The 13,897-nt window shown below is 41.5% G+C and carries 13 protein-coding genes; 1 reads left to right on the top strand and 12 read right to left on the bottom strand.

The genetic code is table 11. The features are described 5' to 3' along the window. Nucleotides 1-19: 19 nt before the first annotated feature. From hycI to efp, 12 genes are all read right to left on the bottom strand, one after another. Nucleotides 20-523, bottom strand: coding sequence for a hydrogenase maturation peptidase HycI (hycI, locus tag F1325_RS16370; RefSeq protein ID WP_109374274.1), 504 nt, complete (start codon nt 521-523; stop codon nt 20-22). Beyond that, nucleotides 520-930: a formate hydrogenlyase maturation HycH family protein gene (locus F1325_RS16375; RefSeq protein ID WP_109374273.1), complete on the bottom strand. Its 411-nt coding sequence runs from the start codon at nt 928-930 to the stop codon at nt 520-522. The genes hycI and F1325_RS16375 overlap by 4 nt, the downstream gene beginning before the upstream one ends. After that, nucleotides 923-1,705 carry an NADH-quinone oxidoreductase subunit B family protein gene (locus F1325_RS16380; protein WP_109374272.1) on the bottom strand — a complete coding sequence of 261 codons (783 nt, stop codon included), beginning with the start codon at nt 1,703-1,705 and terminating at the stop codon, nt 923-925. Before F1325_RS16380 ends, F1325_RS16375 begins: the two co-directional genes overlap by 8 nt. Continuing rightward, entirely contained in the window at nt 1,702-2,256 is a 555-nt protein-coding gene (gene hyfH, locus F1325_RS16385) for a hydrogenase 4 subunit H (RefSeq protein WP_075673442.1), read from the bottom strand. Before hyfH ends, F1325_RS16380 begins: the two co-directional genes overlap by 4 nt. A gap of 11 nt (nt 2,257-2,267) precedes the next feature. Continuing rightward, on the bottom strand, nt 2,268-4,001 hold the full coding sequence (locus F1325_RS16390; RefSeq protein ID WP_109374271.1) for an NADH-quinone oxidoreductase subunit C: 1,734 nt from the start codon (nt 3,999-4,001) through the stop codon (nt 2,268-2,270). Nucleotide 4,002: 1 nt separating this feature from the next. Then, nucleotides 4,003-5,571: a hydrogenase 4 subunit F gene (locus F1325_RS16395; RefSeq protein WP_160230720.1), complete on the bottom strand. Its 1,569-nt coding sequence runs from the start codon at nt 5,569-5,571 to the stop codon at nt 4,003-4,005. A 4-nt stretch (nt 5,572-5,575) separates the two neighbouring features. Beyond that, nucleotides 5,576-6,226, bottom strand: a complete 651-nt coding sequence (gene hyfE / locus F1325_RS16400) for a hydrogenase 4 membrane subunit (protein WP_109374269.1) — start codon at nt 6,224-6,226, stop codon at nt 5,576-5,578. A gap of 12 nt (nt 6,227-6,238) precedes the next feature. Next, nucleotides 6,239-7,690: a hydrogenase 4 subunit D gene (locus tag F1325_RS16405; RefSeq protein WP_109374268.1), complete on the bottom strand. Its 1,452-nt coding sequence runs from the start codon at nt 7,688-7,690 to the stop codon at nt 6,239-6,241. Between the two features lie 6 nt (nt 7,691-7,696). Next, complete coding sequence (locus F1325_RS16410; RefSeq protein ID WP_160230721.1) at nt 7,697-8,647, bottom strand: respiratory chain complex I subunit 1 family protein; 951 nt, start codon at nt 8,645-8,647, stop codon at nt 7,697-7,699. 12 nt (nt 8,648-8,659) lie between these two features. Further along, on the bottom strand, nt 8,660-10,675 hold the full coding sequence (hyfB, locus tag F1325_RS16415; protein WP_109374267.1) for a hydrogenase 4 subunit B: 2,016 nt from the start codon (nt 10,673-10,675) through the stop codon (nt 8,660-8,662). 1 nt (nt 10,676) lies between these two features. Further along, nucleotides 10,677-11,297, bottom strand: coding sequence for a 4Fe-4S dicluster domain-containing protein (locus F1325_RS16420; RefSeq protein ID WP_160230722.1), 621 nt, complete (start codon nt 11,295-11,297; stop codon nt 10,677-10,679). Between the two features lie 956 nt (nt 11,298-12,253). Then, nucleotides 12,254-12,820: an elongation factor P gene (gene efp, locus F1325_RS16425; protein WP_088494539.1), complete on the bottom strand. Its 567-nt coding sequence runs from the start codon at nt 12,818-12,820 to the stop codon at nt 12,254-12,256. Nucleotides 12,821-12,864: 44 nt separating this feature from the next. Here efp and epmB point away from each other — a divergent pair, with 44 nt between their 5' ends. Beyond that, the gene (gene epmB / locus F1325_RS16430; protein WP_109374265.1) at nt 12,865-13,893 is read left to right on the top strand and encodes an EF-P beta-lysylation protein EpmB; all 1,029 of its coding nucleotides are present in this window, start codon (nt 12,865-12,867) and stop codon (nt 13,891-13,893) included. The last annotated feature ends 4 nt before the right edge of the window (nt 13,894-13,897 follow it).

The following is a 13,897-nucleotide window of genomic DNA, read 5'->3' on the forward strand; positions in this document are numbered from 1 at the left end:
GTGGATACTTGTTGTACTTTTATTCTTCAATATCTTCTTCTTCATCGCAGACTTCAAGCGCTGGAAAGTAATCAACTCTCCAAGACTTGATCCCTTGATACACTTCATCAACGGCATTTTTTACCGCTTCGGTCATTGGATAATAAAAACCAACGAGATCGGGTTGGATCCCTAAGAAAGTAATATCTGGAATATCATCTTTTAATTGATCGATAAGAAAATTCAGCGGCATATTATGAGTGCTCATAATAAACATTTCCGCTATGTAGTTAGGATCTATCACCCTAATTTCACCAGGGTTTAAACCAATATCTGCAGCATCAACAATAACAACACATTGAGGTTGTAACTCTCTTACTTGATAAGAGACATTTTCAGGCGCACTTCCTCCGTTGATAACAATCCATCCATCAATAGGGTTTGCTTCCATTAACTCAGCAAGCAGAGGGCCTGCACCATCGTCGCCCATCATACTGTTGCCGACCGTTAATACCACTTTAGGTGCTGTCATTGCTTTACTCATGGTTTTCTCTTCACAATCAAATAAATAGCAGGTTCTGCGTGGATCTCACCCAGTAATTTAATCAGCGTTTGACTCCACTCACTAAAAATGGGATCTTCATTTTTGATAATAGGATCAAATGCTAACGCTAATAAGTGAGTATGCTCAGAGTTAATATTGATTTCGCCAAATGTTAGCAATCCTTGCATTTTGCGTTTGGCTTCACCTTCAGGTAATAAGTCAATCCATGCTTTATATTTTTCTAAAGGGCAGACTAGCTCTGTTTTTAAGCAATCAATCATACCCACATGGTGACCAATCGCGAGTGAGTAATACATGACCTGTTGCGCTTCCGCAGGAATATCGTCATCGCTATCAACAAACTTTTGTCTTAATGACCAAAAATAAACTTTAGCGTCATCAGGCATATACGCCTCCTTGATTCAAGGAATGCACTAAGCGTTTTACAATCTCCGATAAACGAGGATCGTTCGCTTGTCGTAGCCATTCATCAACGCGTCCAGTTACTTCTTGAATAGTGGCGCCTTCTAATAAGGTGAGGAAATGATCACTGATTTGTCTTCCCTGATAATAGCCAGCAAGACGACGCGCTTCACGCTCAATCATCACGCGAGCATCTAAAGGAATAGAAGGCAGAATGAGAGATGCTTTTTCATTCTCTACTTCAATGTGCGATTCGCCTTTTAATTTTTGGTCTAACAAACCCAGTGCAACAGCAAATCCATAAATCGTCGCCGCAGGTGTTGGAGGACAACCAGGGATCCACACATCAATAGGCACGATAGATTCACTACCACCCCATACACAATAGAGATCGTGGAAAATCCCACCACCACAGCCACAAGCACCATAAGAGATACAGATTTTTGGATCAGGCGCTGATTCATAAGCACGTAATGCAGGAACACGCATCTGGCGCGTTACTGCGCCAGTGAATAATAAAATATCAGCGTGACGAGGCGAGGCTACCACTTTGATACCAAAACGTTCAGCATCAAAAACCGGTGTAATTGCGGAGAAAATTTCAATCTCACAACCATTACAACCACCACAGTCAACACGATAAACATAAGCTGAACGCTGAATATCTTTCAACAATGTCTGCTTTAGCTTTTTAACCTGATCATCAAGGGTGATAGGCTGGCTAACATGATGATTAATGGGAATTTCTGGTAGACTCATTTTATTGTACTCCCAATTTCGCCCACACTAATATTTTCACGACCATCAGATAACAAGTTATGTTTACGCTTACATTCAGGGCAAGTTTCAAATTGTGGGCGCATCGCTTCTACAGTTTGCTCATCCCAGCCTGATTGCACTAATAGTTCCATCGCATATTCAACTGATTTTCTAGGCGTAAATGGTTGATGGCATTCACGGCAATTCAATAATTTAAAAGTGCCTTTAATATAAAGATCTGACTTTTTAGTCACTGCCGTTTCAAACATATCGGATAAAACAATCGCTCTTGTTGGGCAAACTTCTTCACAACGACCGCAATAAATACAGCGGCCAATGAATAATTGCCAATGACGCTCGCCTGTTTCCAAATTCGTTTCCATCGTTAACGCATTAGCAGGACATGCTGCGGTGCAAGCACCGCAGACAATGCATTGCTGTGCATCATATTCCGGTTTTCCTCTAAAACCATCAGGTAAATCCAGAGGTTTAAACGGATATTTGGTCGTTGCTTCGCCTGTTTTGATTATGGTTTTAAACAATTTTAACATCGTTCATTCCCTCACTTGAGCGGCGAATTTTTACGTTCGATGCTGTAACGTTCAATTTCTTTGTAAGAAACTGTTTTAGATTTACGTTTTTTCACATCGACAAGCGTTACCCTGTCAGTACAGGAATAACAAGGGTCAAGACTACCGATAATTAACGGCGCATCAGAGACTGTATTTCCTTGCAACATATAGCGTAATACAGGCCAGTTAGCATAAGTTGCAGCACGGCAACGCCAGCGGAATAATTTTTGGTTATCACCCAACATACTCCAGTGAACATCTTCACCGCGTGGGGCTTCAGTAAAGCCCAGTGCAAATTTATATGGCTGATAAGTAAAGCCTTCGGTTAATAATGGCCCTTCTGGCAAATTATCTAAGGCGTATTCAATCATTGCCATTGAATCCAAGACTTCTTTAATACGTACCATCACACGGGAGAATACGTCGCCACCTTCATAACTAAAGAGAGTCAGTGGAAGATTGCCATAATCTGCAAATGGGTGGTCAAAACGCACGTCACGTTTAAATCCACTTGCTCTTATCATTGGACCTACTGGGCTAAAATCACGAGCCACTTTCTTATCTAAGATGCCAACACCGACAGTACGTTGTTCCATATTCGGCGCTGATAGCAGAATATCCACTAATTCAGTGACTTCTTTACGCATTTCTCTAACAAGTTGGATAGTCTTCAGACGCTGATCTTTTAAAATATCGCGACGAATACCCCCAATTAAGTTCAAGCCATACGTTTTACGCGCACCAGTGAGCATTTCTGCAATCTGCATTGATTTTTCACGAATACGGAAAAATTGCATAAAGCCAGTATCAAAGCCTGTAAAGTGACTGGCTAAACCAATGTTTAATAAATGGCTATGAAGACGCTCAACTTCTAATAGAATAGAACGAATAGTGTGCGCACGACGTGGTACTTCAATGCCTAACGCATTTTCAACAGAAGTCACATACGCCACACTGTGAGTAAAACCACAGATACCACATACGCGGTCTGATAAGAATGTCACTTCGTTATAACCCATACGGGTTTCTGCCAGTTTTTCCATACCACGGTGAACATAGAACATGCGGTAATCGGCATCGACAATGTTTTCACCGTCTACAAATAAGCGGAAGTGTCCCGGTTCATCCGAAGTAATGTGCATAGGGCCAATTGGCACAACGCGTGCATCTTGCTTACCTTCGTTCAAGAAGGGATAAGTTTCAACTTCAGTTGAAGGTGCTGGACGTTGACGATAATCCATCGCATCTTTACGCAGTGGATACATCTCTTCAGGCCAGTCATCTGGAAGCACTAAACGACGTTCATCAGGTAAACCAACAGGGATAAGACCATACATATCACGGATTTCACGTTCACCCCACACTGCGGCGGGTACTCGCGGTGTCACTGACGGGAACTCTAAAGTAATTGGGCTAACATGGGCTTTTACAACAACCCAGCATTTTTCACCCTCTTCCATTGATAATGCGTAATAAACAGCATAGTCCCCGTTTAAACTACGTTCGTCATTACCGAATAAAACAGGTAACCAACCGCCTAAGCCGTAATACAGATATTCCACCACTTCAGGGAGTGATTCCGTTTTTACTGTTATCGTCAATTGATCAGCGGTTTGTCGCTCTTCATCAAGAACGGCTGATGGGAATTTCTCACGAACCTTGGCAACGTAATCTCCGCCTAATTCTTTTCCCTCTTTTCTACTGACATAATTTTGGTAGCTCACGTTACATCTCCTGAACCGATGTGGATGGATTGCTGATTAAAGCCGTTGGCCATGCATAAGTAGGTGACTCACTTTTATCAATATTCATCACGATATTAGCGGCATTTTCTAACAGCTCGCTAACAGGTTTAGGAATGTGAGTTCCCATTAACAGCATAAGTGCAATCAGAATGACCATTGGTAGTGTGGTTAAAATTCCCAGTTCACCTTTAGCAACAACATCAGGTTTTGGACCAAAGACAGTTTTAGCCACCATACGAACTAGACCACCTAATACTACGGTCAATAACAATAATAATAGGATAGTTAAGCCAATATGCTGAGAAGCTAAACCTGCCACAACAATCATAAATTCACTAATAAAGACGTTGAAAGGCGGCATACCCCCTAGCGCTAAAGCACCACCAGCAAAAAGGGCTGCACTTAATGGCATCACTTTAAACATGCCTTTCACGACATTTAAATCACGAGTACCGTATTTCAATAACACGTTACCTGAACCACAGAACAACAGTGCTTTCGCTAAGCTGTGGTTTAAGGTGTGGAATAAAGCAGCCAAAATACCAATTGGTCCGCCAATCCCTAATGCGACGGCAATTAATCCCATGTTTTCCACACTGGAATACGCTAAAAGACGTTTCATATCACGCTGAATAAGAATAAAGAACGCCGCGATAGCAACAGAGAGGAAACCAAATATCAACAATAGGTTACGTGTAAATTCAGTACCAATTGCCGCATCAATAATGATGTAGTAACGAATGATGATTAACAGCGCACAATTCAGTAAAACCGCTGATAACAACGCACTGACAGGACTTGGTGCTTCACTGTGTGCATCTGGTAACCATGCGTGCATTGGAAATAAACCCGTTTTGGTACCGAAACCGATTAAAATAAAGACAAAAGCTAAATGCATCAGTGTTGGATCTAACTGGTCTGTATATTTCAACACTTCAGTCCAGAAGATAGCCTGATCTGGATCAGGCATAAAGCTTGCGGCATTGGCATAAACCAAAATAGTCCCGAAAAGACCAAATGCCACACCCACACTACAAATAATGATGTACTTCCACGCAGCTTCCAAAGAAGAACGTTGACCATAAATTCCGACTAAGAATGCAGAGCTTAAGGTTGTTGCTTCAATTGCCGCCCACATTAAAATCAAGTTATTACTGGTGATTGCCAATAACATGGTGAACAAAAAGAGGTGGAAGAAACCATAGTAATTACACAAAGTGCGTACTGAGATTTCACCCTCATCCACTTCATGATTCATATAGCCAATAGAATAAAGCCCCGTTAAAAAGCCGATAATACCTAAGATGGCGAGGAATAATGCGCCGAGGCTATCCACATGAACCCAATTAGCAGCAGCCAATATTTCGCCATGGGACATGACATCTGCCACAGTCCCTAATGCAGCGATTAACAATACGGTGATACCAATAGCATGTAGCCCTGTTACAACAGGACGCGCACCCGCTTTTAATAACGGACTTAGAAACGCCAGTATTGAAAATACCAACGGTGAAAACATTAAAATCGTTAACATGGTTGTTTGGTTCATCTCCTCACCCCTTCAGCGCGGTCAGTTGATCCACGTTCAGTGTGTTGAGCGTGCGGTAAATCTTACGAGCCAACACTGCCATCACAATCACAGCGAAGATGGCGTCAGTGGCGATCCCGATTTCGACCAGTTCTGGCGCTCTCCACGCTAATAATGCCAGTGTTAAGTGAGAGCCGTTTTCCATTAAACAATAACCAAATGCTTGTTTTAGGATATTTCGCTGAGTCACGATACACAGCAGACCCAACATAAAATGTCCCAGAGAAACTGCAAGTGCAGGTTTCAAATCAACGACCATTGGTATTTGAATTGGCTCAACGACGAACCAGCTTAAGACCACAATCACTGCGGCTAGCAGCATTAATATTGCAGGGCTGATAACGCCAGCATTCGCACTAGGATCGGATAACTTACGGAATGCAAATCCTAGAATAAGTGGCACAAGCAGAACTTTAGTGAAGAAAGCGGTAATGGCCCAAAGTGTGAGTTGGTGTGCATCTAATGTATTGGCTAAAGTGACGAAAATCATCACTAAAACGAAAGATTGCAATGCATAGAACCAACAGGATGCAATTGGCTTTTTCGCGCCAATTACCAGTAGCGAGGTGATCATCATTAACCCCGCCAGATTGTTTACGATAAGTGCTCCAGTCATGATTTATCTCCCTTATCCTAGCCAAGTGACTGCGATAACACTGGATGCAAAGGACATAATAATCAGTATTCCAATTACAATTTGCATTGCCATAGGAACGGGCTGTCCTTCCTCAACTTCTGTACTTGGTTTGCCAGGAACGACACGACCAAACCAGTAGATAAACCAAGTGAAGCTAGCAACAGACTCAATCAGTACTAGCACCATAATTGGTGTCATCACCCAGAAAACACTCGACAGTTCAAAACCTGCGGCAAAAATTGGGAATTTACTAAAGAAGCCATTCATTGGTGGAACACCTGCGATTGCCAGCGCGGCAACACAGAAACCCACACCCAATAATGGATATTTATTAATTAACCCTTTTAAGCGCGGCAACATACGAGTACCACAGCTATAACTCAATGCACCAGCAACTAAGAAGAACAAACTTTTAGCGAAGGCATGGTTAAAGATATAAGCAATACCACCTTCAAACGCTTCGCGCGGTCCAAAGATTGAAATAGATAATGCAAGGAAGATATAAGAGAGCTGAGTGATAGTTGACCATGCTAACAGGCGTTTCATATCTTTTTGTGGCAGATACATCATAAAGCCATAAATCAACGTGATAACCGCCATGGTAATACCCACCCAACCAATAAGGTGAGGAACATCACCATCTGCTGACATGATTGCACGAGCAAAGATGTAAACACCGACTTTTACCATTGACGCAGCGTGTAAGTAAGCACTCACAGGAGTTGGTGCTTCCATCGCATCAGGTAACCAAGCTTGCAGTGGTAATTGCGCTGATTTACCCCAAGCAGCAAAGAGAATTCCACCAAACACAATCAGTTTGGTTGGCTCATCTAAGGTTGCAATTGCGGTTAATTCAAATGTACCTGTACTCACAAACAGAGTTGCAGCTGCGAGATAAAGACCGATTGAAGCAACGTGAGTGATCAACAACGCTTTCATTGCTGAACGGAGCGATTTTTCAGATTGGTAGTAACCGATTAATCCCCAAGAACATCCCCCTGTGATTTCGAAAAACAGGAGTTGACCTAAAATAGTCGATGAAAGCACTAACCCCGCCATTGCACCAATAAAAATCAACAAGAAGGCATAATAGCGACGAGTACCATCATGTGGATGCTCGCGGTTGCCATTGGTTAGATAGCCAGTAGAGTAAAAACTCACCAACAATCCTAAGAACACAACAGCGAAAGCAATCAATGTACTGACACGATCAATGGTAAAACCAAAGAGCGCAACATCGCCATATTGTACTAGCGTAATTGTGGTATCGACTTTACCTTCAGCGAGGAACTGCCAACCTAAGACAACCGTTCCTAATGTGGCTAATAAAGCGAACAGTGTACATAACCACTTCGCCATCCGATTTGGCATTAAGGACGTAATCAACGCCCCCGCAAATGGGATGAGTAAGGTCGCAAGAGCTATATTTTCCATTGTAATCATCGCTCCTTATAGACCGGTTAAATAGAAAACAAGAGCCAGTGCCGCAACACCGAATCCTAACCATGTCACATGGTGAGTCAGTAAGAAGCGACCACGCGCTAAACTGTTTTCAACCAATGACGCTAATACAAACACCACTAACAATTTTACTGCCATTAAAACTAACGCAATGATCAGTGCAATAAAGGTGAATTCTGTTGCTTTACCGAAAGGAATAAATATGGCTAAAAACAGTTCAGCCACTACCACTTGTTTTAACCCAAGACCCAGTTTCACCATGGCAAAACCAGAGCCTGAATATTCAGTTAATGGTCCTTCTTGTAACTCTTGCTCAGCTTCTGCAACGTCGAATGGCATTTTTCCCATTTCGATAAATGCGGCAAAAGCACAAGCTAATAAGGCTAACAGTGTGGCAGTTGGTGATACCCAACCTTGAGCAAGTGTTGCACTGATGGTGCCGACGTTGGTTGAACCCACAATTAACGCCACCACCATCAGTGATAACACTAAGATAGGCTCTACTAACACACCCAGCGTTAATTCACGGCTAGCACCAATACCTGCAAACGGGCTTCCTGAATCCAGACCAGATAAAGAGAAGAAGAAACGATAAAGTGCAAACAGATAAATCAGTGCGATAAGGTCGGCTGCACCCGCAAACAGTGACGTTGCGGTAAAGACAGGCAGTGCCATTGCAACCACCAGCATGCTGCCAAGTAGTACATAAGGCATCACTTGGAAGATCACGCCAGATTGCTCAGGTGCTACTGATTGACGTTTAAATAACTTAAAGATATCTCGATAATCTTGCAAAATCCCGGGGCCTTGACGCGAATGCATCTTGGCACGAATTGTGCGCGAAATACCTGTACATAATGGGGTTATCGCCAACAAAAAGAGTGCTTGTATTAGTGCGAATATACCCATCATTAACGTAGGTGCTTCTTGGAAAGTCATAAGTCCCTCTCCTTACGCTGCGATGACTAAAAGCAAGATGACCAGCGCTGCGACAACGTATAGACAATAGAGTCTGAAATCCCCGCCTTGTAGGCATTGGATACGTTTTGCAAAACGTTGGATACCACGAACCAGAGGATAAATAATTCGTTCATCCCAGAATGGTTCGACCTTTTCAGCACCGAGCTGTGTTTTATTAAAACCACGAGACAGCAATGGAGATGGATCAAGTTGTTTACGCATACGATAAAGTGGTGCAAACATGCTACGTAATGCTTGAGTAAAACCACCTGCTGACACTGCCATATCTTTTTCCCACACATAACCACACGCCCAAGGATCACCTTTACGACGAAACGCAGGTTGATTGCCTTTTAGGCCGAGGTAAATCAGGAATGGGATAAGCGGTAGAGCAATTAATAAAACAAATGTTAATGCTGGAGAGAACATGGCTTGTGATGCAGTATCAGGAACAAGCATGGAGCCTTGAGCTACCGTTAATGCGCTGGTTTCGCTAAGCGACATTGCAATATTGGCAATGATTGGTGCAACAAAAGCCGCTCCCACACCTAACACAACACAGAAAAGCGCTAATAAACCCATCGCAATCGTCATTGGTAGTGGTACTTCTTTTGCTTTTGTTGCTTGCTCACTACGAGGACCGCCACAGAAGCTAACACCATAGACTTTAACGAAACACATTGCCGCTAATGCCCCTGTAATTGCCAGCATAATAATGGCAATAGGACCACTTAAGCGCATCACAAAGTTACCTTCGTAACTCATCGTAAATAAAGATTGATAGGTATACCATTCACTAACAAAACCGTTTAATGGTGGTAACGCTGAAATCGCCATACAACCAATTAAGAATGCTGTTGCAGTGTAAGGCATCAGTTTGGCTAACCCACCCATTTTGTCCATATCACGCGTGTGAATTTGATTAATAATGGCGCCAGCTCCGAGGAACAATAATCCTTTAAACACCGCATGGTTTAATAAGTGATATAAAGCACCTAACAGGCCAAGTGCGGCAATAACAGGATGATCTGTTGCCATTCCTACCATACCGACACCCACACCCATTAAAATGATGCCGATATTTTCAACGGTATGCCATGCAAGTAAACGTTTTAAATCGTGCTCTGCTAATGCGTACATAACACCCAATACAGAAGAAACTGCACCGAATGCGAGGACAACAATTCCCCACCACATTTCAGTAGCACCCAACAAATCGATACCGACTTTAATTATCCCGAAGATACCAATTTTAACCATTACACCTGACATTAATGCCGATGCATGTGAAGGTGCTGCGGGGTGAGCTTTTGGTAACCAACTGTGTAATGGCAACATACCGGCTTTGGCACCAAAACCAAAGAAGCCCAGTAAGAACACCACAGAGGCCATCGCAGGAGAAAGAGAGAGTTGACGGAATGAATCAAAATCAAGGCTACCACTTTCACGCCACATCAAGAAGAAGGCAATCATGATTAACACGGAGCCTGCGTGAGCAATAAAGAAGTAGAGTAAACCTGCGTGAATAGATTCGTCATCTTGGTCAGCAATAACTAAGAACCAAGAAGCCAGAGACATCATTTCGAACAGGATAATAAAGTAGAACGCATTATCCATCACCACTAAGCCAACCATAGAAGCAATAAACAGATTCATAAAGAATCCCATGCTCCAAGCGCCACGACCTTTATATTCTTGCACATAAGCAAGAGAATAAAGCGCACACACGCTGACCAGTAATGAAATGACGAACACCATAAAGGCACCTAACATATCCATGCGCACCACAAAGGCGGCAAAATCGAAAGGTCCTGCGGCGGTAAAAGTAGCGATTTCACCACCAAAAATAACGGGTAATGCACTTAAAATACCTAAGACACCACCAATGATTGCGCTGATCCCTGAAATAAGGATTGCCAACCCTTCCTGTTTTTTTAAAAACAGTGCAATAACGCCACCAACAACATACAGGATGACTGACCACAGCAGTAACTGAAGAGGTTCCATATTACTTCCGCTCCTGTGTCAAAGTAGATAAATCGTCAAGATTCGTAATGGATTCCATCACAGAGCCTAAGCGACGCGTTTTCATCTGCTCTTCAAGTTTGTCTTCTTCAACTAAATGCAATGCATCGGTTGGACATACGTTGACACAAGCAGGGCCTTCATCAGAGAAAGCACATAAATCACATTTCACTGCGATTGCGCGGATACCTGCATTCCATGCAAGGAATGGGTTGGTTGTTGGAAGACTTGCTGGCACATCTGCCAACATTTCTTCAGGCACAAAGTGTTCAAAAACAGCCGGTAAGTTAACGGGTTTACTACCTGATGGTGTAATTGCACCAAAAGGACAAACTAGACCACACAACTTACAGCCAATACACAGGCTCTCATTAAGAAAGATCATATTATCTTCATGAGTGATGGCATTGACTGGGCACACGCGAGCACAAGGAGCATCCTCACAGTGCCGACAAAGCATCGGTGCTGTCTGATCCTCCACTTTTACCACTGTAAGACGCGGATGCGCCTGTAAACCCACAGCTTGGTGAACTTCTGAGCAAGCTGCCATACAGGTATTACACCCTATGCATCGTTGTGGCTCTGCAATTACAAAGCGATTCATTCGCCACATCCTCCGAGAAAAACGTTTAACAGCATTACTGTCGTCAATTTTTCTTTAGATAAAGCATATTTCATGCCAAAAGAGGATTTAATTTATTTATGATAAAAATCATTAAGATAGAAAAACAAGAAGGAGCTAAGAATGACGTATCGACAATAATGACGTTGACACTTAACTAGAGTGTAAGAAATGAAATGAGATAGATAAAAATCGATTTTTTCTGTTTAATTGGCGTTATTACTCAAATACCATAATATTTGATAGAGTTTTATTTAGTGTTAGCAATTATTTTATTTCAGAGTTAAAAGCATTAACTGAAGGTGATTATTTTAAACTAAATAATAATCTAGTTAATGATTCAATTATCGTTATTTAGGGATAGAAAATTAATAATAAAAGAGAGATAAAAATAAATGAGATTTTATTTAAAATAACCCTAATTTAGTTAATATTAATTACAGGATAAAATAAAAGAAGAAAAAAATAAAAGAGATATCTCAAAGTAAATGTCTATATTGAAAGGGTTTCCCTAGTACAACTAAAATATAAAATAAAGATCAATAATATTACAGGATTAATGTTTTTATCTATACTCTTCAATATCTCTTAAAGGAAAGTCAAAATAACTTAAATAAATATTGCTGTGGATTGTCTTTACCAAAACAACCTACACACTTATTTTAAAAAAATGGTTATTTTTTACCAATTCCAATATTGAATCTCACATTCTATTTTGGCATCAGGAATAATGAAGGGGTAAATAAGTTAGAAACAAAATAATAACACATAAAATTAAATAATGCAGTAATACAAATCACTCAAATTTTTAGAAAGAAAATACTACCTATTAATCAATATTTATAAATTAAAATAAAAAAATACCGCAGATATTTAACATTATCTGCGGTAATTATTTATTGTGCTTAGCGTTTCGCTCAGTAAAATAATCTATGCGATTATTTTACGCGCGATACGTATTCACCTGAACGAGTATCAACTTTGATAACTTCACCGATTTGTACAAACAGTGGAACTTTAACAACCGCACCAGTGCTTAATGTTGCTGGTTTACCACCTGTACCTGCGGTGTCACCTTTCAGGCCTGGATCAGTATCAACGATTTCTAATTCAACAAAGTTTGGTGGAACAACAGCGATAGGACGACCATCCCACAGTGTTACGATACACTCAGCTTGGTCGATCAGCCATTTAGCATTTTCGCCAACAGCTTTCTCGTCTGCTGCTAATTGTTCGAAGGTTTCGTTGTTCATGAAATGCCAGAACTCACCGTCGTTGTACAGGTAAGTTAAGTTGATATCCATGACATCAGCACCATCTGCTGAATCAGTAGATTTAAATGTTTTTTCCAGTAATTTGTTAGAAATCAGTTTACGCAGACGCACACGAGCAAATGCCTGACCTTTACCTGGTTTAACAAATTCACATTCAGTAATGACGGCTGGCTCGCCATCTAACATGATTTTAAGACCTGAACGAAAATCGTTGGTATTATAAGAAGCCATGAATATCCTCTAACTTTTTTAATTTAAAATGGCATAGCCAAAAAATGGCACACATTGTAACTCATAATCACCCCACCAGAGAAGTCTGGTTAACACAACTCGCGCAGGCAATCAGTGATCCTGTTGAATTACTCCAACTTTTAGCGTTGGAACATCACGCTGATCTCCAAAAAGGGGCTCAGGCGCGACGGCTTTTTCCGCTACGGGTTCCCCGTGAATTCGTTGCACGCATGAAAAAAGGCGATCCTAACGATCCATTACTTTTACAAGTATTAACTGCAAATGCTGAATTTACCATAACACCGGGATTTTCTACGGATCCGTTAGATGAGCAACAAAATGCGGTGCCAGGTTTATTACATAAATATCAGAATCGTGCATTGCTTCTGGTCAAAGGTGGTTGCGCTGTCAATTGCCGCTACTGTTTTCGTCGTCATTTTCCTTACGAAGATAACAAAGGAAACAAAGCGAATTGGCAAAAAGCAATTGAGTATATCAAAAATAACTCAAAACTCGATGAAATCATCTTCTCAGGGGGAGATCCCCTTATGGCGAAAGATGATGAGCTTGATTGGTTGATAACACAATTAGAGGCTATTCCTCATCTTAAGCGCTTACGTATCCACTCTCGCTTACCTGTGGTTATCCCTGCACGTATTACTGACACGCTATGCAAACGCCTACAACAATCACGTTTGCAAAATATCATGGTATTGCACATCAATCACGCCAATGAGATTGATGACGCATTGAGAGAAGCTTGTTCAAAGCTAAAAAATGCCAATGTCACTTTATTGAATCAAGGTGTGTTATTACGAGGTGTCAATGACAGTGCTGAAGTCCTTGCGGATTTAAGTCGCGCACTATTTGATGCCGGCGTTATGCCGTATTACTTACATGTTCTAGATAAAGTGCAAGGTGCTGCTCACTTTATGGTGCCAGACAGTGAAGCAAGAGAGATCATGAAAGCACTAATGAGCTTAGTTTCAGGTTATATGGTACCTAAACTCACGCGTGAAATTGGTGGTGAACCTAGTAAGACGTTGTTAGATCTTGGGTTACGCCAGCAATAATCCA

It is taken from the genome of Proteus columbae (assembly GCF_009914335.1).
Classification (GTDB): domain Bacteria; phylum Pseudomonadota; class Gammaproteobacteria; order Enterobacterales; family Enterobacteriaceae; genus Proteus.